Origin of the sequence: Pseudomonas sp. EL_65y_Pfl1_R83 (assembly GCF_963970695.1) — a bacterium.
In the GTDB taxonomy this organism is placed as follows: Bacteria; Pseudomonadota; Gammaproteobacteria; order Pseudomonadales; family Pseudomonadaceae; genus Aquipseudomonas; species Aquipseudomonas tritici.
The window spans coordinates 243,499-267,500 of record NZ_CAXAQI010000007.1; the positions used below are offsets into that span (position 1 = coordinate 243,499).

The 24,002-nt window shown below is 60.9% G+C and carries 22 protein-coding genes; 11 read left to right on the forward strand and 11 right to left on the reverse strand.

All coding sequences use genetic code 11. From position 1 onward, the window contains the following. Positions 1-58 precede the first annotated feature (58 nt). From bioF to AACY08_RS13105, 9 genes are all read left to right on the forward strand, one after another. On the forward strand, positions 59-1,240 hold the full coding sequence (gene bioF, locus AACY08_RS13065) for an 8-amino-7-oxononanoate synthase (RefSeq protein WP_339469777.1): 1,182 nt from the start codon (positions 59-61) through the stop codon (positions 1,238-1,240). Then, on the forward strand, positions 1,233-1,964 hold the full coding sequence (locus tag AACY08_RS13070; protein ID WP_339469778.1) for an alpha/beta fold hydrolase: 732 nt from the start codon (positions 1,233-1,235) through the stop codon (positions 1,962-1,964). The genes bioF and AACY08_RS13070 overlap by 8 nt, the downstream gene beginning before the upstream one ends. Continuing rightward, entirely contained in the window at positions 1,957-2,769 is an 813-nt protein-coding gene (gene bioC / locus AACY08_RS13075) for a malonyl-ACP O-methyltransferase BioC (protein WP_339469779.1), read from the forward strand. Before AACY08_RS13070 ends, bioC begins: the two co-directional genes overlap by 8 nt. Continuing rightward, a complete protein-coding gene (gene bioD / locus AACY08_RS13080; protein WP_339469780.1) occupies positions 2,766-3,446 on the forward strand; it encodes a dethiobiotin synthase in 681 nt (226 codons plus the stop codon). The genes bioC and bioD overlap by 4 nt, the downstream gene beginning before the upstream one ends. Positions 3,447-3,552: 106 nt before the next feature. Beyond that, a complete protein-coding gene (locus AACY08_RS13085; protein WP_339415380.1) occupies positions 3,553-3,834 on the forward strand; it encodes a pyrroloquinoline quinone biosynthesis protein PqqE in 282 nt (93 codons plus the stop codon). 333 nt (positions 3,835-4,167) lie between these two features. Next, on the forward strand, positions 4,168-5,973 hold the full coding sequence (locus tag AACY08_RS13090; protein ID WP_339415381.1) for a phenylacyl-CoA dehydrogenase: 1,806 nt from the start codon (positions 4,168-4,170) through the stop codon (positions 5,971-5,973). A 207-nt stretch (positions 5,974-6,180) separates the two neighbouring features. Further along, positions 6,181-7,467 (forward strand): GGDEF domain-containing protein, encoded by a 1,287-nt coding sequence (locus AACY08_RS13095; RefSeq protein ID WP_339469781.1) that lies wholly within the window; start codon positions 6,181-6,183, stop codon positions 7,465-7,467. 90 nt (positions 7,468-7,557) lie between these two features. Then, positions 7,558-9,327 (forward strand): acyl-CoA dehydrogenase C-terminal domain-containing protein, encoded by a 1,770-nt coding sequence (locus AACY08_RS13100; RefSeq protein WP_339415383.1) that lies wholly within the window; start codon positions 7,558-7,560, stop codon positions 9,325-9,327. A gap of 121 nt (positions 9,328-9,448) precedes the next feature. Continuing rightward, complete coding sequence (locus tag AACY08_RS13105) at positions 9,449-11,227, forward strand: acyl-CoA dehydrogenase C-terminal domain-containing protein (protein WP_339469782.1); 1,779 nt, start codon at positions 9,449-9,451, stop codon at positions 11,225-11,227. A gap of 226 nt (positions 11,228-11,453) precedes the next feature. Here AACY08_RS13105 and AACY08_RS13110 read toward each other — a convergent pair whose 3' ends face one another. Beyond that, the gene (locus AACY08_RS13110; protein WP_339427682.1) at positions 11,454-12,353 is read right to left on the reverse strand and encodes a LysR family transcriptional regulator; all 900 of its coding nucleotides are present in this window, start codon (positions 12,351-12,353) and stop codon (positions 11,454-11,456) included. A 209-nt stretch (positions 12,354-12,562) separates the two neighbouring features. Between AACY08_RS13110 and AACY08_RS13115 the strand changes: the two genes are divergently transcribed. Beyond that, positions 12,563-13,825, forward strand: a complete 1,263-nt coding sequence (locus AACY08_RS13115; protein ID WP_339469783.1) for an aspartate aminotransferase family protein — start codon at positions 12,563-12,565, stop codon at positions 13,823-13,825. A gap of 171 nt (positions 13,826-13,996) precedes the next feature. Next, on the forward strand, positions 13,997-14,155 hold the full coding sequence (locus AACY08_RS13120; RefSeq protein ID WP_049711246.1) for a YqaE/Pmp3 family membrane protein: 159 nt from the start codon (positions 13,997-13,999) through the stop codon (positions 14,153-14,155). Positions 14,156-14,160: 5 nt separating this feature from the next. On the opposite strand, the gene pqqE is transcribed toward AACY08_RS13120, so the two are convergent. From pqqE to AACY08_RS13170, 10 genes are all read right to left on the reverse strand, one after another. Continuing rightward, positions 14,161-15,291: a pyrroloquinoline quinone biosynthesis protein PqqE gene (gene pqqE / locus AACY08_RS13125; RefSeq protein WP_015886197.1), complete on the reverse strand. Its 1,131-nt coding sequence runs from the start codon at positions 15,289-15,291 to the stop codon at positions 14,161-14,163. Next, positions 15,284-15,559: a pyrroloquinoline quinone biosynthesis peptide chaperone PqqD gene (gene pqqD / locus AACY08_RS13130; RefSeq protein WP_339469784.1), complete on the reverse strand. Its 276-nt coding sequence runs from the start codon at positions 15,557-15,559 to the stop codon at positions 15,284-15,286. The genes pqqE and pqqD overlap by 8 nt, the downstream gene beginning before the upstream one ends. Next, on the reverse strand, positions 15,556-16,308 hold the full coding sequence (pqqC, locus tag AACY08_RS13135; RefSeq protein WP_339469785.1) for a pyrroloquinoline-quinone synthase PqqC: 753 nt from the start codon (positions 16,306-16,308) through the stop codon (positions 15,556-15,558). Before pqqC ends, pqqD begins: the two co-directional genes overlap by 4 nt. Positions 16,309-16,319: 11 nt before the next feature. Continuing rightward, the gene (pqqB, locus tag AACY08_RS13140) at positions 16,320-17,231 is read right to left on the reverse strand and encodes a pyrroloquinoline quinone biosynthesis protein PqqB (protein WP_339469786.1); all 912 of its coding nucleotides are present in this window, start codon (positions 17,229-17,231) and stop codon (positions 16,320-16,322) included. A 66-nt stretch (positions 17,232-17,297) separates the two neighbouring features. Further along, on the reverse strand, positions 17,298-17,372 hold the full coding sequence (gene pqqA, locus AACY08_RS13145; RefSeq protein WP_003194766.1) for a pyrroloquinoline quinone precursor peptide PqqA: 75 nt from the start codon (positions 17,370-17,372) through the stop codon (positions 17,298-17,300). Between the two features lie 159 nt (positions 17,373-17,531). Further along, the gene (pqqF, locus tag AACY08_RS13150; RefSeq protein ID WP_339469787.1) at positions 17,532-19,880 is read right to left on the reverse strand and encodes a pyrroloquinoline quinone biosynthesis protein PqqF; all 2,349 of its coding nucleotides are present in this window, start codon (positions 19,878-19,880) and stop codon (positions 17,532-17,534) included. Between the two features lie 59 nt (positions 19,881-19,939). After that, a complete protein-coding gene (locus AACY08_RS13155; RefSeq protein WP_339469788.1) occupies positions 19,940-20,734 on the reverse strand; it encodes a carbon-nitrogen hydrolase family protein in 795 nt (264 codons plus the stop codon). A gap of 10 nt (positions 20,735-20,744) precedes the next feature. Beyond that, entirely contained in the window at positions 20,745-22,427 is a 1,683-nt protein-coding gene (locus AACY08_RS13160) for a flavin monoamine oxidase family protein (protein ID WP_339469835.1), read from the reverse strand. 166 nt (positions 22,428-22,593) lie between these two features. Next, entirely contained in the window at positions 22,594-23,040 is a 447-nt protein-coding gene (locus AACY08_RS13165) for an Lrp/AsnC family transcriptional regulator (protein WP_339469790.1), read from the reverse strand. A 712-nt stretch (positions 23,041-23,752) separates the two neighbouring features. Then, a complete protein-coding gene (locus tag AACY08_RS13170; protein ID WP_339469791.1) occupies positions 23,753-23,995 on the reverse strand; it encodes a hypothetical protein in 243 nt (80 codons plus the stop codon). Between the last annotated feature and the right edge of the window lie 7 nt (positions 23,996-24,002).

Consider the following 24,002-nt stretch of genomic DNA (forward strand, 5'->3'; position numbering starts at 1 on the left):
TCACCTTGGATGCGCTCCCACACTTCGACCGCGCTCAGTCTGCTTAAATGAGGCCTGCATGTCTTTTGATCTCGCCGCGCGCCTCGCTGCCCGCCGTGCCGAACACCTCTATCGCCGACGCCCGCTGCTGGGTAGCCCCCAAGGCCCGGAAGTGGTGGTGGACGGCCAGCCGTTGCTGGCGTTTTGCAATAACGATTACCTGGGCCTGGCCAATCATCCGCAGGTGATCGAGGCCTGGCGCGCCGGTGCCTCCCGTTGGGGCGTGGGCGGTGGCGCTTCGCACTTGGTGGTCGGGCATGCCACGCCGCACCATGAACTGGAAGAAGCCCTGGCGGACCTGACCGGTCGCCCACGCGCCTTGCTGTTTACCACCGGCTACATGGCCAACCTCGGTGCGGTCACGGCGTTGGTGGGGCAGGGCGACACGGTGCTGGAAGACCGGCTTAACCACGCCTCGCTGCTGGATGCCGGCCTGCTGTCCGGTGCGCGCTTCAATCGCTACCTGCACAACGACGCTGAAAGCCTGGTCAAGCGCCTGGAGAAGGCGACCGGTAATACGCTGGTGGTCACCGACGGCGTGTTCAGCATGGACGGCGACCTGGCGGATTTGCCCGCGCTGGCCCGTGAAACCAAGGCAAAGGGCGCCTGGTTGATGGTGGACGACGCCCACGGTTTCGGCCCTTTGGGCGCCCACGGCGGCGGGATCGTCGAGCATTTCGGCCTCAGCCAGGAGGAGGTGCCGGTGCTGGTCGGCACCCTCGGCAAGGCCTTCGGTACGGCGGGGGCCTTTGTGGCCGGCAGCGAAGAACTGATCGAAAGCCTGATCCAATTCGCCCGGCCTTACATCTACACCACCAGCCAACCGCCCGCCCTGGCCTGCGCTACCTTGAAAAGCCTGGAGCTGTTGCGTACCGAGCACTGGCGGCGCGAGCACCTCAACAGCCTCATTCGCCAGTTCCGCCAGGGCGCGGAGCAGCTCGGCTTGGACTTGATGGACAGCTTTACGCCTATCCAGCCGATCCTGATCGGCGACAGTGCCAAAGCCATGCGTCTGTCGCACATGCTGCGCGAACGCGGCTTGATGGTGACCGCGATCCGCCCACCTACCGTGCCGGCTGGCAGCGCGCGCTTACGCGTGACCTTGACCGCGGCCCACAGTGAGGCGCAGGTGCGGCTATTGTTAAATGCATTGGAAGCGTGTTTCCGCTTGTTAGGCGCCACGGAGCCCAACCATGCGTGATCGACTGATATTGCTGCCCGGCTGGGGCCTTGGCGTATCGCCGCTGGAGCCTTTGGCCGCCGCCTTGCAAGGCCTGGACGAGCACCTGCGGGTGCAGATCGAGCCGCTGCCGGCGCTGGGCTCCAGTGACCTGAATGAATGGCTCGACGAACTCGACGCCACGCTGCCGGACAACGCCTGGCTGGGCGGTTGGTCGCTGGGTGGCATGCTCGCTTCGGCGCTGGCGGCGCGGCGCGCAGAGCGCTGCTGCGGCCTGCTGACCCTGGCCAGCAATCCATGTTTCGTTGCCCATGACGGCTGGCCGAGCGCGATGCCCGCCGAGACCTTTGACGCGTTCCTCGCCGGCTGCCATGCCGACTCCCAGGTCACCCTCAAGCGCTTCGGCCTGTTGTGTGCCAAGGGCGCGGAGGACCCACGCGGGCTGTCGCGCCTGCTGGTCAGTGGCGCGCCGAATACACCGACGAGTGTGTTGATGCCCGGGCTAGAGCTGCTCGCCCAACTCGATACGCGCGACGCTTTGCTGGCCTTCCGTGGCCCGCAGCTGCACCTGTTTGCCGGCATGGACGAGCTGGTGCCCGCCGAAGCCGCCAGCGCCCTGCTGGCCCTGCTCCCCGATGTTGAAATCGGCCTGATTGAACAGGCCGGCCACGCGTTTCTTCTGGAAGACCCCCACGGTGTAGCGGGGGCCATCCAGGCCTTTTTGCATGAGTGCGTCGATGACTGATTTATCCCACGCCTCGCTGCCGGGTGGCTTGCCGGACAAGCGCCAGGTGGCGGCCTCCTTTTCCCGCGCGGCGGCCAGTTACGACAGCGTTGCCGAGTTGCAGCGGGCCGTGGGCAGCCAATTGCTGGCGCGTTTGCCAGCAGGCATCGCGCCGCAACGCTGGTTGGACATGGGCTGCGGCACCGGTTATTTCAGCCGTGTGTTGGGTGAACGGTTGCCCGCCAGCCAGGGCGTGGCGCTGGATATTGCAGAAGGCATGCTCAACCACGCGCGGCCGTTGGGTGGCGCTAGACATTTCATCGCGGGGGACGCCGAGCGTTTACCGCTGCACGATGCCAGTTGCGGGCTGATCTTCTCCAGTCTGGCGGTGCAATGGTGCGCGAACTTCGAGGCGGTGCTCAGTGAAGCCTATCGTGTGCTGCAACCGGGGGGTGTTCTGGCGTTTGCCAGTCTTTGCGTGGGCACCCTGGAAGAACTGCGCGAAAGCTGGCGCGCCGCGGATGGCCTGGTCCACGTCAACCGCTTTCGCACCTTCGAGGCTTATCAGCAGCGGTGCGCGGCCAGTGGCCTGCGAGTAGCGAGCCTGGAGCGCCGCCCCCATGTGTTGCACTACCCGGACGTGCGCAGCCTGACCCATGAGCTGAAGGCCTTGGGCGCGCATAACCTCAACCCCGGCCGGCCGGGAGGCTTGACGGGGCGTGCGCGGATTGTTGCACTGGTGCAAGCGTATGAGCAGTTCCGTCAGGCCCAGGGCCTGCCGGCGACTTACCAAGTGGTGTATGCCGTACTGGAGAAACCGCTATGACCGCCGCTTACTTCATCACTGGCACCGACACCGATGTCGGCAAGACCACCATTGCCGCCGGCCTGTTACACGCGGCGCGGCAAGCTGGCAAAAGCACCGCTGCCGGCAAACCGGTGGCTTCCGGCTGCCAGGTCACGCCCAAAGGCTTGCGTAATGCTGATGCGCTGGCGTTGTTGGCCGAATGCTCATTGCCCCTGAGTTATGCCGAGGTCAACCCGGTGGCATTCGAACCGGCCATCGCGCCCCATCTGGCGGCGCGGGAAGCGGGTGTCTCGCTCACCGTTCACTCTTTGCTCAAACCTATGCAGCAGGTTCTGGCCAGGCAAGCGGATTTCACCCTGATCGAAGGCGCCGGCGGATGGCGTGTGCCATTGGCTGATCAGGCGAATTTGTCGGACCTGGCCATGGCGCTCAAACTGCCCGTGATTTTGGTGGTGGGCGTGCGGCTGGGGTGCATCAGTCACGCCTTGCTTACCGCCGAAGCCATCGCGCGAGACGGTTTGCAGTTGGCCGGGTGGGTGGCCAATATCATCGACCCCAAGACCTCCCGTCTGGAAGAAAACCTCGCCACCCTGGCAGAGCGGTTGCCTGCGCCATGCCTGGGCCGTGTGCCGAAACTTAAGCATGCGGGGGCTGAAACCGTGGCGGAGTACCTACAGTTAGACTTGCTTGACTGATTTTGGCTATCGCTGAGGCATTATGCCATTAGTGTTTTTGTCGGGTGTTTTGTGGGCAACTCTGCTTCAATCACAGCTCACGATTCTCTAAAGGCAGGCTTACGCCATGGAAATCTCTGGAAGCAGCGCGTTTTACTCGGGGCTGAGCACTATTCAGGCCGGGCAGAACCGTGTCGACCAGGCTGCGGGCAAGATTGCCAGCGCCGCGACGACCCAGCCATCGGATGCGCAAAGCGACCGTCTGCAGGCCAACGACCGCGCCCAGCTGTCCAACTCGGCCAGCAACATGGTGGAAATGGCCCAAGGCAAGTTCCAAGTCGAGCTCGGCGTAAAAGTCGCCAAGGCTTCGGATGAAATGCTCGGCACGTTGATCGATACCTACGCTTAACGCTCTCTGCGCCTGCACACCGGCTTTCCTGTGGGAGATGGCTTGCCTGCGATAGCATCTGCGCGGTCCTGTTGATGCAGCGAGGCGCCTGTAGCGCAGGGAAGCCGCCCCACATTTGTTCTGCTTCGTCCTCTCGAACTTCTACACTCATTTTGGTGTGGCAATCCGCCGCAGACGTTGCCGTGCGCGCCATTGACCCACGTCATGACAAACGGCATCCGGACGACGCTTGACATCCCAAGGTGGTAAACGTATGTTTCAAACACCTGTTTGACCGCCATAACGCATCCACGCGGTTGTTCATTCCAGATACATCAGCAGAGGTTTATCGCTATGCCTGACTACAAGGCCCCCTTGCGTGATATTCGCTTCGTTCGTGACGAACTGCTCGGCTATGAAGCGCACTATCAGAGCCTGCCGGCTTGCCAGGACGCTACCCCGGACATGGTTGACGCCATCCTTGAAGAAGGCGCCAAGTTCTGTGAACAAGTGCTGGCACCGCTGAACCGCGTGGGCGACATCGAAGGGTGCACCTGGAGTGAGTCAGGCGTTAAGACCCCTGCTGGTTTCAAAGAAGCCTACAAGCAATTCGTTGAAGGCGGCTGGCCAAGCCTGGCCCACGACGTGGCGCACGGTGGCCAAGGCCTGCCGGAGTCACTGGGCCTGGCAGTCAGCGAAATGGTTGGCGAAGCCAACTGGTCATGGGGCATGTACCCGGGCCTGTCCCACGGTGCGATGAACACCATTTCCGAGCATGGCACCCCAGAGCAGCAAGAGGCCTACCTGACCAAACTGGTGTCGGGTGAATGGACCGGCACCATGTGCCTGACCGAGCCACACTGCGGCACCGACCTGGGCATGCTGCGCACCAAGGCCGAGCCTCAGGCTGACGGTTCCTACAAAGTCTCCGGCACCAAGATCTTCATCTCGGCCGGTGAACACGACATGGCCGACAACATCGTCCACATCGTACTGGCCCGCCTGCCGGACGCACCGGCTGGCACCAAAGGCATCTCGCTGTTCATCGTGCCGAAATTCATGCCAAACGCCGACGGTTCGGTGGGTGAGCGCAACGCGGTGACCTGTGGCTCCCTGGAACACAAGATGGGTATCCACGGCAACGCTACCTGCGTGATGAACTTCGACGCGGCCACCGGCTTCCTGATCGGCCCGGCGAATAAAGGCCTGAACTGCATGTTCACCTTTATGAACACCGCTCGCCTGGGCACCGCGCTGCAAGGCCTGGCCCACGCCGAGATCGGCTTCCAGGGCGGCCTGAAATACGCCCGCGACCGCCTGCAAATGCGCTCGCTGACTGGCCCGAAAGCGCCGGAAAAAGCCGCTGACCCGATCATCGTGCACCCAGACGTGCGCCGCATGCTGCTGACCATGAAAGCCTTCGCCGAAGGCAACCGTGCGATGGTGTACTTCACCGCCAAGCAAGTGGACATCGTCAAATACGGCACCGACGACGAAGCCAAGAAACAGGCTGACGGCCTGCTGGCCTTCATGACCCCGATCGCCAAGGCGTTCATGACCGAAGTCGGTTTTGAGTCTGCCAACCACGGCGTACAGATCTACGGTGGCCACGGCTTCATCGCCGAGTGGGGCATGGAGCAGAACGTTCGTGATAGCCGCATTTCGATGCTGTACGAAGGCACCACCGGTATCCAGGCGCTGGACCTGCTCGGCCGTAAAGTGCTGATGACCCAGGGCGAAGCGCTCAAGGGCTTCACCAAGATCGTCCACAAGTTCTGCCAGGCCAACGAAGGCAACGAAGCCGTTCAGGAGTTTGTTACTCCGCTGGCTGCGCTGAACAAAGAGTGGGGCGAGTTGACCATGAAGGTCGGCATGGCCGCGATGAAAGACCGTGAAGAAGTGGGTGCCGCCTCGGTGGACTACCTGATGTACTCCGGTTATGCGTGCCTGGCTTACTTCTGGGCCGACATGGCGCGCCTGGCTGCCGAAAAACTGGCTGCTGGCACCACCGAAGAGGCGTTCTACACCGCCAAGCTGCAGACCGCGCGCTTCTACTTCCAGCGTATCCTGCCGCGTACCCAGACCCATAAAGCCACCATGCTATCGGGCGCCAACAACCTGATGGACATGAAAGAAGAAGACTTCGGCCTGGCTTACTAAGCCTCACCAGGTTCACTTCCACAGCCGCTGCTCCGTGACAAGAGCAGCGGCTTTTTTGTGCGCGATAAAAAACCGCAGCACAGCACTCAGGGATTGCGGCCGGCTGCCGTTACAGTGATGGCAATGTGATATATGCGCGACGGGTTGTGCTTAACTGTCTGCGTAGAGGCATATTGCCACCATTTTTTGCGGGTCGGAGTTTTACCCTTGTCGCGCGTGTCCGCTGTCAGTTTCAGTCATTTTCTCCCTTCGTTACTGCTGTTGCTGGCCGGGCTCTCGGCTGCATATATCAAAGACCTCAACGTTTTCTTCACGTCACTGTTCAATGTGTTGCCGACCTTGGTGCTGTTGCTCGGCGGTTCGTACTGCGCGGTGTACCGGCGTCAGCGTGAACTGTTCCTGATGATCACGGTGTATATCGCCTACTTCCTGCTCGATACCCAGACCGACTTCTACCGCGACAACGGCCGCGTGCGCGAAGACGCGGCAGTGGTGTTTCACCTGTGCTGCCTGTTGTTGCCGTTGTTGTTCAGCATTTACGCGCTGTGGCAGGAGAAGACACACCTGTTCCGTGATTTCGTCGCCCGTGGCGCAGTGTTGCTGGCGATAGGCAGCGTGGCGCTGGCACTCGAGCAGAGTTTCCCCGTGGCGGTGGTGAACTGGTTGGCGGAGATTCGCTGGCCAGTGCTGCATGGCGCCTGGATGAGCCTGATCCAACTGTCGTATCCGATGTTCCTGATCGGCTTCCTGACCCTGGCCGCGCAATACTGGTACCAGCCGCGCCCGCTGCACGCCGCGCAACTGGTGGGTTTGCTGGGGTTGTTCTGGATGTTGCCGCAGACGTTCATCCTGCCGTTCACCCTGAATATCATGTGCAGCCAGGTGATGCTGATGATCGCCGCCGGCGTCGCCCACGAGGCCTATCAAATGGCCTTCCGCGATGAGCTGACCGGCTTGCCGGGACGACGCGCGCTGAACGAGCGTATGCAGCGGTTGGGCCGCAATTATGTGCTGGCGATGAGCGACGTCGACCACTTCAAGCGCTTCAACGATACCCATGGCCATGACGTCGGCGACCAGGTGCTGCGTTTGGTGGCGAGCAAGCTGTCGAAGGTCAACGGCGGCGGGCGCGCTTACCGGTATGGCGGTGAAGAGTTCGCCGTGGTGTTCGCCGGCAAGACGGTGGAAGAATGCTTGCCGCACCTGGAAGAAATCCGCGTAATCATCGCCGATTACGCTATCAAATTACGCAACCTGGACCGCCCCCAGGACGACCACCAAGGCCGCCAGCGACGGGCGGGCAGTGGCGCATCGAGTGTTTCGGTGACCATCAGTATCGGCGTGGCCGAACGCCAGGCTGAGCAGCGCACACCGGAGGAAGTCCTCAAGTCTGCCGACCAGGCGCTGTACGCCGCCAAGGGCGCCGGGCGTAACTGTGTGGTCGCCGCTGGCCAGACCCGCCGTGGCGCTGTGCGGGAAAGCGCTGCCGGTTGAGTAATGGTGCTGTATTCAGCAGCCCTACAGTGATTGTCGAGAGCCGTGGCCGGCAGTAGGGTTAAACCATCTGCTGCCGGAGACATCGCCATGCCTGACTACAAAGCTCCCCTGCGCGACATGCGCTTTCTGATCGACAACGTATTTGATTTCCACGGCCACTACGCCGCGTTGGGTGCAACCGACGCCAGCCCGGACATGGTCAATGCGATCCTCGAAGAAGGCGCCAAATTTTGCGAGAACGTGCTGTCGCCGCTCAACCGTAGCGGTGATGAAGAAGGCTGCCATTTCGACAATGGCGTCGTCACCACGCCCAAGGGTTTCAAGGAAGCGTTCGCCCAGTACGTTGAAGGCGGATGGCACGGCGTGGCGGCGGACCCGGCCTATGGCGGCCAGGGCTTGCCGCAGTCACTTGGTCTGGTGCTCAGCGAAATGATCGGCTCCAGCAATACCTCCTGGGGCATGTACCCAGGGCTGACCCACGGCGCAATGTCGGCGATCCACGCCCATGGCACCGCCGAGCAAAAAGATACGTTCCTGAACAAACTCACCGCCGGCGAATGGACCGGCACCATGTGCCTCACCGAAGCCCATTGCGGCACCGACCTCGGCCTGATCAAGACCCGTGCCGTGCCTCAGGCGGATGGCAGCTATGCGGTCACCGGCAGCAAGATCTTCATCTCTGCCGGCGAACACGACATGAGTACCAACATTATCCACCTGGTGCTGGCCAAGCTGCCGGATGCGCCGGCGGGCACCAAGGGCATCTCGCTGTTTATCGTGCCCAAGTTCCATGCCGATTCCGGCGAGCGCAACGCGGTGCACTGCGGCTCTATCGAGCACAAGATGGGCATCAAGGCCTCGGCTACCTGTGTGCTGAACTTTGACGGTGCCAGAGGTTTCCTGATCGGCGAGGCGAACAAAGGCCTCAACTGCATGTTCACCATGATGAACCATGCGCGCCTGGGCACCGGCATGCAGGGCCTGTGCAGCGGCGAGGCAAGCTTCCAGGGGGCGATCAAGTACGCCAACGATCGCCTGCAAATGCGCTCGCTGACCGGCGCCAAGGCTCCGGAAAAAGCTGCCGACCCTATCATTGTGCACCCCGACGTGCGCCGCATGTTGCTGACCATGAAAGCCTTCAACGAAGGCAACCGCGCGCTGGCCTACTTCACCGCGCAACTGCTCGACACCGCGCACCTGAGCAGCGACGCTGGCCAACGCCAGGACGCCGAAGACCTGCTGGCTTTCCTCACGCCACTGTGCAAAGCCTTTATGACCGATACCGGGCTGGAGGTGGCCAACCATGGCATGCAGGTCTTCGGTGGCCACGGCTATATTCGCGAATGGGGCATGGAGCAACTGGCCCGGGATGCGCGGATTGCGCCGATCTATGAAGGCACCAACGGTATCCAGGCCCTCGACTTGCTGGGGCGCAAGGTGCTGGGCAGTCAGGGCAAGTTGCTGCGCGGGTTTACCAAAATCGTGCACAAGTTCTGCGCCGCGCAGGCCGAGCATCCGCAACTCAGGGCCTATGTAGCGCAGCTCAATCAACTGAACGGTGAATGGGGCGAACTAACCACCCAGGTCGGTATGGCCGCGATGAAGAACCCCGATGAAGTCGGTGCGGCGGCAGTGGATTACTTGATGTACAGCGGTTACGTGGTGCTCGCTTACCTGTGGCTGCGCATGGCGATTGCTGCCCTTGACCAGCAAGACGCTGATTTCGCCAAGGCCAAGCTGGCCACTTGCGACTTCTACTTCAAGCGCCTGCTGCCGCGTACCGCCACCCACCGCGCGGCTGTGGAAGCGGGCAGCGAATGCCTGATGAGTCTGCCCGCGGAGGCATTTTCGCTGTGATGACTTAAAAATACCTATCAGTCACAAGTGGACCCTATGTGTCTGAAAAGTTGTTCGGGTACACTCGGAGCCTGTAAAACCGATCCTACCGAATCACTTTCACGTTCTTACGAGGTTTGCCATGGCTGATTACAAAGCGCCGCTGCGTGATATGCGCTTCGTCCTCAACGAAGTCTTTGAGGTCGCCGACACGTGGGCCCAATTGCCGGCATTGGCAGACACCGTTGACGCCGAAACCGTAGAGGCCATCCTCGAAGAAGCCGGCAAGGTCACTGCCAAATCCATCGCCCCGCTCAGCCGCAGTGGCGATGAACAAGGTTGCCGCTGGGACAACACCGCGGTGTTTACGCCGGACGGTTTCCCGCAGGCCTACAAAACCTACGCCGAAGGCGGTTGGGTTGGCGTAGGTGGCGACCCTGCCTTCGGTGGCATGGGCATGCCCAAGGCTGTGTCAGCCCAGGTCGAAGAGATGATCAACTCGTCGAGCCTGGCATTCGGTTTGTACCCGATGCTGACCTCCGGCGCCTGCGTGTCGATTGCCACGCACGCCAGCGAAGCACTCAAGGCCGCCTACCTGCCGAAGATGTATTCCGGTGAATGGGCAGGCTCCATGTGCCTGACCGAGTCCCATGCCGGTACCGACTTGGGGATGATCCGTACCAAGGCTGAGCCGCAGGCGGACGGTTCCTACAAAGTCAGCGGGACCAAGATCTTTATCACCGGTGGCGAACACGACCTCACCGACAACATCATCCACTTGGTGCTTGCCAAGCTGCCGGATGCGCCGGCCGGTCCCAAGGGGATTTCGCTGTTCCTGGTGCCGAAGTTCATGGTGAATGCCGACGGCAGCCTGGGCGCACGCAACCCGGTGAGCTGTGGCTCGATCGAGCATAAGATGGGGATCCAGGCGTCCGCGACCTGTGTGATGAACTTCGACGAAGCCGTGGGTTATCTGGTGGGCGAGCCGAACCGTGGTTTGGCGGCGATGTTCACCATGATGAATTATGAGCGTTTGGGTGTGGGTATCCAGGGCCTGGCGTCCGGCGAGCGCTCTTACCAGAACGCCATTGAATACGCACGTGACCGCTTGCAAAGCCGTGCGCCGACCGGCGCGCAGGCCAAGGAAAAAGCGGCTGACCCGATCATCGTGCACCCGGACGTGCGCCGGATGCTGCTGACCATGAAGGCCGCGAACGAAGGCGGCCGTGCCTTCTCCACCTACGTGGCGACGCAACTGGATATCGCCAAGTTCAGCGACGATGCCGTTGCCCGCGAACGTGCGGATAACCTGGTGGCGTTGCTGACCCCAGTGGCCAAGGCGTTCTTGAGCGACTTGGGCCTGGAAACCACGGTGCTCGGCCAGCAAGTGTTTGGCGGCCACGGCTATATTCGCGAGTGGGGCCAGGAGCAACTGGTGCGCGATGTGCGCATCACCCAGATCTACGAAGGCACCAACGGCATCCAGGCGCTGGACCTGATGGGGCGCAAGATCGTCGGCAGCGGCGGGGCGTTCTACACCTTGTTTGCCGATGAGATCCGCGCGTTCATTGCCTCGGCCGGTGCCGAGCTGGCTGAATTCACCAAACCGCTAAGTGCGGCAGTGGATGACCTGGATGAACTGACCGCCTGGGTGCTGGATCGCGTCAAAACAGACCCGAATGAAATCGGCGCGGCGTCCGTTGAGTATTTGCATGCATTTGGATACATGGCCTACGGCTATATGTGGGCGCGCATGGCCAAGGCGGCGCTGGGCAAGGAGGCTGAAGAAGACTTCTACGCCAGCAAGCTGGGCACCGCGCGCTTCTACTTTGCGCGCCTGTTGCCACGTATCCATTCGCTGAGTGCGTCGGTAAAAGCCGGCAGCGAATCGCTGTTTCTGCTGGATGAAGCCCTGTTCTAAGGGATTGGAGGGCATGTAAGCATTCTCTTACATGACGTGCTGCTATTCGTCCTCTATCGCCATATTGGATCCACGGCTAATCTACTTCACATGGACGTCGCGCAGGAAGCGCAAAGCAACAACACGGACACGTAGGATTCTGCCAGGACGGCGGAGTGAAATGGATGTCAGGGAAACAGTCTGCAAAGCCCCGCTTAGGCGGGGTTTTCTTTTGCCTGCGAAAAAGTCATGCCGGTGCCTGCGGCGCATTCATCACGTCTTCCAGCAAGGTGCGCAGCAACGCCACCGTCGCCTGCTGGCGCTGCACGTCGCGGCACACCAAGCCCACTTTCAGCGCCACCCTGGGTTCACTCAAGGGTTTCCACAACAGCGCCTGGCTATTGTGTTCGTCCTGGGAGCGCCCCGGCAGTACTGTCGCCAGCTTTGTGTGAGGCAAGCTGTCGAGAATCCCCACCATGGTATTGAGCTCGGCCTGCACTTGCGGGCGACGGCCGAGGTTGGCCAGTTGGCCCTGCCAGATCTGCCTGACCTGGAACTCCTCGCCCAGCAGCAACATGGGTAACTCCGCCGCCTGCTTCAGCGAGACCTTCTTGAATTCGCGCAGGGGATGATCCTCCGGGATGACCACCTTCAATTCGTCTTCATACAACAACACGCCGTGCAGCCCCGGCTGGCGGGGCGGCAAGTAGCTGATACCGATGTCCAGCGAACCGTTGAGCAATCGCCGTTCAATCTCAATCCCGGTCAACTCGTAGATCTGCACCACCAAGTGCGGCTGGGCCTTGCGCACGCGCTCGAGCATCTGCGGCACCAGGCTGGTGTGCACGGTTTGCAGCACGCCAATGGCCAAGGTGCGCATCGCCTGGCCCTTGAAGTTACGCAACGCCTCCACGGCTTGCTGCATGCCATCGATCAGCGGCAGAGCATGGTTGTACAACGTGTGGGCAGCCAGGGTGGGCAGCAGGCGCTTGCTGCTGCGCTCGAACAGGCTCACATCGAGGTTCTGTTCCAAGTGGCGAATCTGCTGGGACAGCGCCGGTTGGGAGATCGACAAGCGCTCCGCAGCACGGCCTACGTGGCCTTCCTCATACACCGCGACGAAATAACGCAGTTGCTTGAAATCCATAAGGCTTACTTATCGAAAAAGCTGGAAAATCGAAATGGCCGTTGGCCCTTGAGACGCCTAGTCTAGCGCCTATTCGCAGGGCTTACAGGGCCGGATCGGGCAATGAACAGCGTTGATGTTGATAGCGTTTACATAGGCAAGACAAAAAACCTCCAGGCCGTATCGGCACGTTGTACCGACCAACGTCCGGTTGCTATTGGGGGTGAGCTATGAATCTGTTTCGTCGCCCTGCGCCGAGCCTGGATGATTTGATGCTGGAGACGCCCAGGGATAATCCTTCCAGTGAATCCCTGATGCCCTCCCTAAGGCGATCGCCGCAAGTATTTGCGCGCGGCCAGGGTTCCTGGCTGTGGGACAGTGGCGACCGTGCCTACCTGGATTTCAGCCAGGGCAACGCGGCCAACAGCCTAGGCCACAGCCCGCAGGTGTTGATCAAGGCGCTGGCCGACCAGACCCAGGCGCTGATCAACCCGGGGAGCGGCCTGTACAACCGCGCTCAACTCAACCTCGCCGAACGCTTGTGCCACCGTACCGGCAGTGACCAGGCGTATCTGCTGAACAGCGGTGCGGAAGCCGTTGAAGCCGCGATCAAATTGGCGCGCAAATGGGGCCAGCTGCATCGCGGTGGCGCCTACCGCATCATCAGCGTGAGCGGTGGTTGCCATGGTCGCAGCTTTGCGGCGATGTCGGCGTCGGCGGGCACTGTTGAAAACCGTTTTGAACCACAGTTGCCAGGTTTCAGCCACGTACCCTTCAACGACCTGCCGGCCCTGCATGCGGCAGTCGATGCGCAAACCGTCGCCATCCTGCTCGAGCCGATCCAGAGCGAAGCCGGGGTGATCCCTGCGACGGAGCACTACCTCAAAGGGGTCGAGAGGCTTTGTCGCGAGTTGGGGATCCTGCTGATCCTCGACGAGGTGCAAACCGGCATAGGCCGCTGCGGCACCTTGCTCGCCGAACAACAGTACGGCGTACGTGCCGACATCATCACTCTCGGCAAAGGCCTGGGCGGCGGCGTGCCCCTCGCCGCGCTGCTGGCTCGCGGTAAAGCCTGCTGTTTTGAGGTGGGCGAACTGGAAGGCACCCATCATGGCAATGCGTTGATGGCATCGGCCGGGCTGGCGGTACTCGATACGGTACTGGACCACGGCTTTCTAGAGCAGGTGCGTGAGTCCGGCCTTTACCTCGGCGAAGGCCTGACACGCCTGGCCTATCGCTACGACCATGGCCAACTGCGCGGCCACGGCCTGATGTGGGGCCTGACGCTGTCGGATGATTCTGCGGATGCGGTGGTAAAAGCGGCCTTGCATGAAGGCCTGATCCTCAACGCCCCACAACCCAACTGCCTGCGTTTCACCCCGGCCCTGACGGTGAGCAAAAGTAACATCGACGAAATGCTCCTGCGCCTGGCCCGTGCCTTTTCCCGGGTGCGCACCGGGCAGTTGCAATGCCGCAAGGGCATCGCCGTTTAATCCCTATTCCTGAACCGTCTCGCGGTCTACGCGACGCCTCCAGCCTGATTCTTTTGGTTGGGGGCGTTTTTTTGTCTGGATGGCCCAACGCCAGATCCCACTGAACCCTCACGAACGCCCAAGGTCGATTAGCTACACGGCTCGCACGAGCCGATTTTTCGGAGCTTACCCATGGACATCATTCGTATCATCATCGCCATTCTGCTGCCGCCACTGGGTGTGTTCCTGCAAGTGGGTCTCGGCGGCGCGTTCTGGCTGAACATCTTGCTGACCCTGTGCGGTTACTTCCCAGGCGTTATCCACGCGGTGTACATCATCGCCAAGCGCTGAGGCCGTCAGCCTTTTGCGATGAGCCGTGAGTTGCGCTCATTGCGAAAGGCCAACTGCTCGATGGTCTGGGTCGCGTGTTCGGCTTCTTCCCGCGCCTGCAGGATGATGCCGTGCTGCTCGGACTTGCTGCACACCGGGTCGGCATTGCTCGCATCCCCTGTGAGCATGAAGGCCTGGCAACGGCAGCCGCCGAAGTCTTTTTCCTTTTCGTCGCATGAACGGCACGGCTCGGGCATCCAGTCGTAACCGCGAAAGCGGTTGAAGCCAAACGAGTCGTACCAGATGTGCTGCATGCTGTGGTCACGCACGTTGGGAAATTGCACCGGCATCTGTCGTGCGCCATGGCAGGGTAGGGCGGTGCCGTCTGGCGTGACTGTCAGAAAAATACTGCCCCAGCCGTTCATGCAGGCTTTCGGACGCTCCTCGTAGTAATCCGGGGTGACGAAGATCAGCTTGCATGGGTGGCCTTCGGCTTCCAGCTTGGCGCGGTATTCATTGGTGATGCGTTCGGCGCGCACCAGCTGTTCCCGGGTCGGCAGCAACCCCACACGATTGAGCTGCGCCCAGCCGTAGAACTGGCAGGTGGCGAGTTCGACAAAGTCCGCTTCCAACGCAATGCACAGCTCAATGATGCGGTCGATCTTGTCGATGTTGTGCCGATGGGTGACGAAGTTCAGCACCATCGGGTAGCCGTGGGCTTTCACCGCACGGGCCATTTCCAGTTTTTGCGCGAAAGCTTTTTTCGAGCCGGCCAGCAGGTTGTTCACCTGTTCGTCGCTGGCCTGGAAACTGATCTGGATATGGTCCAGGCCAGCCTTCTTGAAATCGCTGATTTTCTGCTCGGTCAAGCCGATGCCGGAAGTGATCAGGTTGGTGTAGAAACCCAACTTGCGCGCCTCTGCGATCAGCTCGGCGAGGTCCTGGCGCACCAGCGGCTCACCGCCGGAAAACCCCAGTTGTGCGGCGCCCATCTCGCGAGCCTCACGAAACACCTTGATCCACTGCTCGGTACTCAGCTCCTTGCCCTGCTCGGCAAAATCCAGCGGGTTGGAGCAGTACGGGCACTGCAACGGGCAGCGGTAGGTCAGCTCAGCCAGCAGCCACAGCGGCAGTCCGATGGCTGGCTTTTCAGGCAAGGGTGATCCAGTGCTCAGCACGGGCGACCTCCATGAATTGCTCGATGTCTTCGCCGAGCTCGGGTACGCCGGGGAATTGTTTATCCAGCTCGGCGATGATCGCGGTCACGTCGCGCTCGCCGTCGATCAAACCACCAATCAGTGCGGCGCTGTCGTTGAGCTTGATCATGCCCTCGGGATACAGCAGCACATGGCCTTTTTGCGCAGGCTCGTACTGGTAACGATAGCCCTGGCGCCAGGTGGGTTTTTTGCTGCGATCAAAGCTCATAGGGTGATCCCTTTATGCCACACCCGCTGCTCGGTCACGCTGTGATACGGCGGGCGTTTGAGTTCATAGGCCATGCTCATGGCATCCAGCATGCTCCACAGGATGTCCAGTTTGAACTGGAGAATTTCCAGCATGCGCTCTTGGCCGTCACGGGTGGTGTAGTGCTGCAGGGTGATCGCCAACCCGTGCTCCACATCGCGCCGGGCCTGGCCCAGGCGGGTGCGGAAATACGTATAACCGGCTGGGTCGATCCACGGGTAATGCTGTGGCCAGCTGTCGAGGCGCGACTGGTGGATCTGCGGCGCGAACAGCTCGGTCAACGAGCTGCTGGCGGCTTCCTGCCAATTGGCGCGGCGCGCAAAGTTCACGTAGGCGTCTACCGCAAAGCGCACGCCGGGCAGCACCAGTTCCTGGGAACGCAACTGGTCAGGGTCGAGGCCGACCGCTTGGCCCAAACGCAGCCAGGCTTCGATACCGCCGTCTTCACCCGGTGCGCCATCGTGGTCGAGCAGACGCTGGATCCACTCGCGACGTATTTCACGGTCCGGGCAGTTGGCCAGGATCGCGGCGTCCTTCAGCGGGATGTTCACCTGATAGTAGAAACGGTTGGCGACCCAGCCCTGGATTTGTTCACGGGTGGCACGGCCTTCGTACATCGCCACGTGATACGGGTGATGGATATGGTAGAAGGCGCCCTTGGCGCGCAGGGCTGCTTCAAATTCGGCGGGCGTTAGCGGTGCGTCAGTCATATTGTCTGCTCCTACAATTCAATGCTCATGCCGTCGTACGCCACTTCGACATTGCGCCGCACCAATTCCGCTCGCTCGGGGGAGTCTTCATCAAGGATCGGGTTGGTGTTGTTGATATGGATAAGCACCTTGCGCTGCTCGGGCAATTGCTCCAGCACCTCGAGCATGCCACCGGGGCCGTTCTGTGCCAGGTGGCCCATCTCGCGGCCGGTGCGGGTGCCGACACCCCGGCGCTGCATTTCATCGTCATCCCACATCGTGCCGTCCACCAGCAGGCAGTCGCTGCCGGCCATGATTTCCAGCAGTGGCGCGTCGACCTTGCCCAGGCCTGGGGCGTAGAACAGTTTGCCGCCGGTGCGCAGGTCTTCGACGATCAGGCCGATATTGTCACCGGGGTGCGGGTCGAAACGGTGTGGCGAATAAGGCGGTGCGGCGCTGCGCAGTGGCAGCGGGGTGAAACGCAGGTTGGGGCAGGCCGGGATGCTGAAGCTGGCGTCCAGGTCGATGCGGTTCCAGGCCAGGCCGCCGTTCCAGTGGGTCAGCATGGTGAACAGCGGGAAGCCGGTGCTCAGGTCTTCATGGACCATGTCGGTGCACCACACCTGGTGCGGGCAACCCTCGCGCAGGCTCAACAGGCCGGTGGTGTGGTCGATCTGGCTGTCCATCAGGATGATCGCGCTGATGCCGGTGTCACGCAGGGCGCGGCCCGGTTGCATCGGCGCGAAGCTCTGGAGTTGCGCGCGGATATCCGGCGAGGCATTGCACAGCACCCAATTCACACCATCGTCGGAGATCGCGATGGATGACTGGGTACGCGCTTGCGCCCGCAGGCTGCCATCGCGCAAACCAGCGCAGTTCACGCAGTTGCAGTTCCACTGCGGGAAACCACCGCCGGCGGCGGAACCTAAAATCTGGACAAACATGGTCGCTCCATCAAGCTCAAAACAAAAACGCCCCGGGCGAACCGAGGCGTTGTATTACCCAGCGGATTAACGGCTGGCGAAGTACATGGTGACTTCGAAACCGATGCGCAGATCAGTGTAAGCAGGTTTGGACCAAGTCATGTTCTTACTCCTACGAAGGGATGGGACGTTCACTACCAAGTAATACATATAGTCCACCTCCAGTCGGAGATGTTCACAGGTATGCGTGGGAATGTTACGCAATTATTTTAAAGTTAGCGCTGTCTTGGTGGAAAAAGCCTTTTGCAAGGGCGGCAATGATCAGTCTGCCGCTTGCCAGGTAGCCGAAATGCGCGCGCCGTTGGCGACGCAGCGCCAGCCGCCTGTGGCGTCGTTCAATTGCTGGGCGGCCAGTTGCAACGCTTCGAGGCTACAGGCTTGGATCTGGGATTGCAGTTGTTCCAGATAACCCGACGGATGGCCAGCCAGATGGGCGTGCCAGAGCAGGTCGGCAGCTTGAGCATTGGGCAGTGCCTGCGCTGAAAATTGTTGCGCCAGATCCAGGTTGCCGAGGTCGTCGCAGCCATTGATCAGTGCTGGCAGTTGCGCCAGGAAGGTTTGCAGGTGCTCGGCGATGCCTTCCAGGGAAACGCTGGGGGACTGTACGCCGAATAGCAGGCCGGTCTGGCCGTTTATCTGCCGGATGGCGCTGAACACGGCGTAGCCGATTTGCAGTTCTACCCGTAGCTTTTGGTAGAACGGCCCTTGGAGCAGATGGCCGAGCAGTCGCCACGCGGCCTCGTCCGCCAGGGATTGACCGGGTGTTGGGCAAAAAAGCAGCAGGGCGGCGTCGTTGGAGTCGGTTTTCACTTCATGCCAGATACGTTGGCCGCTGAGGGATGGCACCCTGTGATTTATGTTTGCGGGTTGCCCGGGCAGTCGGGCGGCTGCTGCTTTGACAGCGGCCTCATACGCGGCAGGAAACCCCAGTCCCAGGCCTTGCCAACATGCGGTGGCCCACGATTCAGAACGAGGCGTGATAACGGTGCAGCAAGCGGGCAGGGCTTTGAGCAACTCCCGAATGGCGATCATCGGCGGTGAGGCAGGTTGCGCCTCTTGCGGTTGAATCAGACTCTGCGCCAACACGTCCAGCACGGAGGGTATGGGTTCCAGCAGCCCTATCATTTTTACCAGCGCGTCATTGCCCAGGCTTTCGAACGACAATTCGACACCCGCCTGACGCGCATTTTCACGCAACGCCTGCAATGCGCTCTCCAGGCCGGTGGGGGCCGACTGCCATTGCAAATACAGTGCACCTTCACCACTGTCATCCGCCAGCGCCTGGCTGAAGTTCAATGCCGACACCTCCCGACGTCCGCGGGAGCGATCCTGGGCGAAGGTGCGCAACCCCCGGTGTGCGCTGGTCTGGCCGCGAATCAGGCCGGCGCGTTCTTCCTTGACTGATGGTCGTAGGAACGGGTTGTTCGGCGGCAGTTGCCAAGTGTGCGCGGAGGGTGGCAGCCGCAGCGAACCAAGCATGGCTTTGAGGGCGACGACATCCTGTTCCGAAAGAGCCTGGCTGTCGTGTCTGGCCAAGGCCAGCGCGCCTTGGACCTGTCGTTGACGAACGGCCAACAGCGCGAACTCTTCCCGTAGTGAAGTCCAATCCCTCTGTGCGAAAAAGCTCAGCCAATCGTGCAGCAACGCCTCTATCTGCGTAGCCGACTTATCTTGGGCGCTGAGCGTGACGTCGATATCCAACACAGCTTGCCCGGCGAAGTGATAAAGCACCGACGCCTGCAGTGCACTGGCCAGTTGCCGCGCTTTCAGTTCAGCCAGCAATCCGCCGGGTGCCGAGGCATTCAGCCAGGCACAGAGAAAATCCAGTGCTTCACGCGGCGCGTCACAAGTGATGACGTGGTGCAGGTGGTCATTGGCGATGTGCTGATAGCTCCGCGCTTCACCCTTCATCAAAGCCGGTGGCGCAGATTGTGGGCGTAGAGGTCCTGAGGTCAGTTGCTCACTGAACTGCTGTGCCAGGCTTTGCAGTTCATCCAGCGACAGTGGGCCGGCCAGGCTCAGCGTCATCTGCCCGCTCTGATAGAAATGCGCGTGGAATTCCCGCAATGCCTGCTGAAATGCCTCACGCTCCACCGGCAAGCTGTCGCGGTTGCCCGCATGAAAACCCCGCAGCGGATGGTCTGCGGCCAGGCCTTGCAGCAACGCGACTTGTTGCTGCGCCCCGACATCCTGGGACCAGGCGACAAACTCTGCGTGCAACACCTCGCGCTCGCGTAGCTGATCCTCCAGCGCCAGGCGTGGATGGGACAGCATGTCGGCCAAGCGCTCCAGGCCACTCGTAAACGTTGACGCCGGCAGCTCAAAGAAGAAAGCCGTGGTGCGCTCACGGGTGCTCGCATTGACTTGGCCCCCATGACGCTGCACGTAGGCCATCAACCCCTCTGTGGTGGGAAAACGCTCGGTGCCGAGAAACAACACATGTTCCAGAAAGTGAGCCAACCCCGGCCAGGCCAATGGCACGTCATGGCTGCCGGCCGACACCCGCAAAACGGCAGCGCAACGCTTCAAACGCGGGGCATGATGCAAGGAAACCCGCAAGCCATTGGCCAGGGTCAGGTGAAGGTGATGAGGGTGGGCCGGCGCAGGCATGGGCACTTCCGAAACATAGGAAGTGGCTATATTAACAAACCGCTACCCAACCCGTCGGGTCAGGGCTTGTACAGCGCGCCGTACAACTCGGGGCGGCGGTCATGCAGATAGTGATTGGCGGCGCGCGCATTGATGATCGATTGGCGCTCCAGCGTACCGACAATCAAGGCTTCATCCAGGCCAGCCTGGGCTATACGCTCGCCGTTCGGTGCAGCGATGCTACTTTGCCCGCAGTACAGGATCTCGCCTTCGTGCCCGCAGTAATTGGCGTAGGCCACATAGCATTGGTTCTCGAAGGCCCGCGCCCGCACGGTGACATCGGCCACAAAGTCGAACGGCACCATATTGGCGGTGGGCACCAGGATCAACTCGGCACCGGCAAGGGCCAGGCGCCGGGTGTTTTCCGGGAACTCCAGGTCGTAGCAGATCAGGAATCCAAGCTTCCAACCGTTGAGTTCCACCAGCGGGAAATCGTCGTCACCGGCACTGAACATCGAGTGGTCCAAATCGCCAAACAGATGCGTCTTGCGGTAGTTGCACAGGCGCTGGCCATGGGCGTCGATCAACTGCACGGCGTTGTAGAGCTGGCCGTCCTCGGCACGTTCCGGGTAACCGTACAGAATGGCAAGCCCGGCGCCTTTGGCCAGTTCGGCAATCGCCTGTGCGGATGGCCCGTCTTGCGCTTCAGCTAACGCGCCAACCGCTTCAGCGCCGATGTTGTAGCCGCTGAGAAACATCTCCGGCAGCACCAGCACATCGGCGCCGCACGCTTCATGGGCCAGTTGGTGCAGGCGCTTGAGGTTGCCGGCCACGTCCAGCGGCAGTGGTGGGCATTGGTAAAGGGCAACACGCATGCTCAGCTCCTTATTCGGCCAGGGCGATCGGCCCGATTTCGTCGAACACATCACCCGGCCCTGGGTTCTCCGGATGAGTACTGCCGCCGAAGTGGGTCATGATGCCCCATACCGCGTTCAATGAGGTTTGCACTGCGCCTTCGACCCAGGCCGGGGTCCAGGAAACGTCGTCACCTGCGATAAAAATCCCACGTTGCTCGGCGGGCATGTCTTTCTGCATGAAGTGCGCATACATACGCTGGTTATAGCGATAGTGGCCGGGCAATGCACCTTTGAAGGCACCGAGGAAATGCGGGTCGGCTTCCCAGGACACCGTGATCGGGTCGCCGATGATGCGCGCCTTGATGTCGACTTTCGGGTAGATCTTGTTCAGCGCGTCGAGTGCCAGTTTCACGCGTTTATCGATGGGCTGCGGCAGCATCTTCAGTGCATCGCTCATCCACGAGTAAGACAGGCAAATCACCCCCGGCTTATCGTCACCATTGTCGAACAGATAAGTGCCACGGGTCAGGCGATCCGTGAGGGTCATGCTCATCAGGTCGCGGCCGGTTTCCGGGTCTTTGTCTTTCCAGAACGGGCGGTCAACCATCACGAACGTTTTTGATGACTGCATGTAGCGGGTGCGGTCCAGGGCCATCCACATCTTTTGCGAGAACAGGGTTTCGTCGCATTCGATCTGGGTGGTCAGCAGCCAGCTTTGGCAGGTGGTCAGCACGGCGGCGTATTCGCGGGTGTCGCCGTAGTTGTCGGTGACGGCAAAGCGGCTGTCGGCGGCATGAGCGATGCGTTTCACCCCGGCCCGCGGCGCACCACGGTGCAACGAACTGAGGCTAGTGCCGGCCGGCCAGTGGGCGCAACGCTCCGGCACATGGCGCCAAATGCCCATCGGCACCTGGGCCACGCCGCCGACGACCAAGTGTTGGTGATCGTCGCAGTTGGTCATCACCACGCGGAAGATTTCCAGCATCGAGTTGGGGAAGTCCGAATCCCAGCCGCCAGTGCCGAAACCGACCTGGCCGAATACTTCGCGATGGTGAAACGACAACTTGGCGAAAGCCTTCGACGTGGCAACGAAGTCGTAGAAGGTGCGGTCGTCCCACAGTGGCACCAGCTTATTCCACAGCTCTTTGAGGCGTGGCACGTCACGGTCGCGGATGGCTTGCTGGATATCGCCGAACTGCGAGCCGGCTTCCAAGGCGTCGGCCCAGGCGTCGGCGACTTCTTGAAACAGTGCAGGAAGATCGGACAGTTTTTGTGCGTAGTGAGTCTGGCCTTCCAGGTCAATCACCGTGCTGCCGGAGGCTGGCGTCAGCGGGTTGGGGAAGGGTTTGGTTTCCAGGCCGAGTTTGTCCACGTAGTGGTAGAACGCGGTGGACGACACCGGGAAGCGCATGCCACCCAGTTCGGCGATGATGCCTTCGGCGCCTTCGAAGGCTTGGGAGCGCAGGCGGCCGCCCATTTTCGAAGCTTCATACACCACCGGCTTGAGGCCCAGTTTCATCAGCTCGTAGGCGGCAACCAGGCCCGCGATCCCTGCACCGACGATCGCCACTTCGGCGCCATGGTTGGCGACGGGGATGCTGCCCAGGCCGGCCGGGTGCTCGATCCAATCATCAAAGGCAAACGGAAAATCCGGGCCAAAGATGGTGATGGGTTTCTTACCGTCTGCAGGGTGGCGATTGGTCTTGCTGATGGTGCTGGACGGAATGCTCATGGCTGACCTTACTGGCGACTGGGCGGACGTGACCCGCTGAGTATAGGAAAAGATGGCAGCCAGTTTAGGGAGCGTAGCGTTCGTTAATAAGACGCAAAGTGTCGTCGGATTGGACTGTTTTTAGTCGTAATGACGAAATTGGTGGTCAGATTGGCTGACCGCGATCCAATTTGTTACTCAAGATGATTGAGGTCGTGGTTTTCTCCACGCCGGCCACACTGCCGATCTGGTCGAGTAATTGGTCCAACTGCTCCGGCGAGTCAGTGCGCAGCCAGGCCACGTAATCGAACTCGCCACTGACCGCGCACAACTGTTGCACCTGCGCCATGGCACTCAGTCTGCGCAACACTTCTTTACCCGAGCGTGCCTGCACGGTGATGCCCACATACGCCTGCAAACCACCGTCCACCACCCGCTGGCCGAGACGCACACCATAACCGGTGATCACCTGGGTTTTCTCCAGGCGCGCCAGGCGTGAGGTCACCGTGGTGCGCGCGATGCCCAACTGCCGGGCAAGCATGGCCACGCTTTCGCGGGCGTTGATTTGCAGGGCGGCTATTAGTTGGCGGTCGATTTCATCAAGGGCGGACAAGGGGGGGGCTCCGGTATGGGCGGCGATGGGGAGCATATTACAGGCTTCCAGACACACAAAAGCCGCGCATTGCGCGGCTTTTAAGTTTGGTGGGCCCAGTAGGACTCGAACCTACGACCAAGACATTATGAGTTGCTGGGCGAACTGGTATGCCTAGAGAAGGCGTTCTTAGGTGAACGTAGGTTGGCATGGCTGGATGCCCCGTATTACTTGGTGTTGAGCGTAATTCAGAGTGAGTGGCTCAAGCTGAGTGCTGTAGCGTGGTTGTACGGTTTTTACGGCCTTTGAGTTTCGCAATTCGCCTCGCAGCTCCAAACCACGTTCCATTCACAGATCGAGAAGCAAAACGCGGCTTGGCCCGGGGCATGCCTATAGTCTGACTTTAAAGGTTGGCGATTGCGGCGACCTTTCATGTGCGCTAGATCCGTGCTGTCTAGGATCAGAATTAGGACGCGTCCGCTGAGTTCGCGAGGCTGGTCAATGTGGTATTACACATTTACGACTGCACCTGGCCTGCGTTACAGCCGCCATTCATCATTTAGCAGTGATTTTGGCGGCATCTAACCTACGTTAGGCGTTACCAGTATGTTCGAAGTAACCCCCAATCCGCCGGCAAGGTCCAACGCTAAGATCATCGATCAACGCGCTGTTGATCGACTGTTATCCCATCTGATTTGGGTCAGAGACGGCACCGAGAAATCGTGCCGGGGCTTCAGTCCCCCTCCGTGAACCGCCGCCGCGTCAGGAATAGCACCACGCCCAGCGGCACGGCCAGCAGTGCTAGCAGCTCCAGGTCAAAGCCCAGCACCTGCTGCTCACCAACCTTGAAGATGCTGACCAAGCCCGTTGCCAGTAGGGCCAAACCCAGCCACTTGCGCAGCATGTATGGTTTCAGAAACTGAACGAGGATCGCGCCCAGCACCAGAAGGACGACAGTTTGCATGATGTAGGGCATGTGCACT

Coding starts and splice junctions, on each gene's coding strand:
- AACY08_RS13105 (WP_339469782.1), top strand. CDS start 9,449: ATGGCTGATTACAAAGCGCCGCTGCGTGATATGCGCTTCGTCCTCAAC.
- AACY08_RS13110 (WP_339427682.1), bottom strand. CDS start 12,353: ATGGATTTCAAGCAACTGCGTTATTTCGTCGCGGTGTATGAGGAAGGC.
- bioF (WP_339469777.1), top strand. CDS start 59: ATGTCTTTTGATCTCGCCGCGCGCCTCGCTGCCCGCCGTGCCGAACAC.
- AACY08_RS13100 (WP_339415383.1), top strand. CDS start 7,558: ATGCCTGACTACAAAGCTCCCCTGCGCGACATGCGCTTTCTGATCGAC.
- pqqF (WP_339469787.1), bottom strand. CDS start 19,880: ATGCCTGCGCCGGCCCACCCTCATCACCTTCACCTGACCCTGGCCAAT.
- AACY08_RS13120 (WP_049711246.1), top strand. CDS start 13,997: ATGGACATCATTCGTATCATCATCGCCATTCTGCTGCCGCCACTGGGT.
- AACY08_RS13070 (WP_339469778.1), top strand. CDS start 1,233: ATGCGTGATCGACTGATATTGCTGCCCGGCTGGGGCCTTGGCGTATCG.
- bioC (WP_339469779.1), top strand. CDS start 1,957: ATGACTGATTTATCCCACGCCTCGCTGCCGGGTGGCTTGCCGGACAAG.
- AACY08_RS13090 (WP_339415381.1), top strand. CDS start 4,168: ATGCCTGACTACAAGGCCCCCTTGCGTGATATTCGCTTCGTTCGTGAC.
- pqqD (WP_339469784.1), bottom strand. CDS start 15,559: ATGAGCTTTGATCGCAGCAAAAAACCCACCTGGCGCCAGGGCTATCGT.
- AACY08_RS13170 (WP_339469791.1), bottom strand. CDS start 23,995: ATGCCCTACATCATGCAAACTGTCGTCCTTCTGGTGCTGGGCGCGATC.
- AACY08_RS13085 (WP_339415380.1), top strand. CDS start 3,553: ATGGAAATCTCTGGAAGCAGCGCGTTTTACTCGGGGCTGAGCACTATT.
- AACY08_RS13115 (WP_339469783.1), top strand. CDS start 12,563: ATGAATCTGTTTCGTCGCCCTGCGCCGAGCCTGGATGATTTGATGCTG.
- AACY08_RS13155 (WP_339469788.1), bottom strand. CDS start 20,734: ATGCGTGTTGCCCTTTACCAATGCCCACCACTGCCGCTGGACGTGGCC.
- pqqB (WP_339469786.1), bottom strand. CDS start 17,231: ATGTTTGTCCAGATTTTAGGTTCCGCCGCCGGCGGTGGTTTCCCGCAG.
- bioD (WP_339469780.1), top strand. CDS start 2,766: ATGACCGCCGCTTACTTCATCACTGGCACCGACACCGATGTCGGCAAG.
- pqqC (WP_339469785.1), bottom strand. CDS start 16,308: ATGACTGACGCACCGCTAACGCCCGCCGAATTTGAAGCAGCCCTGCGC.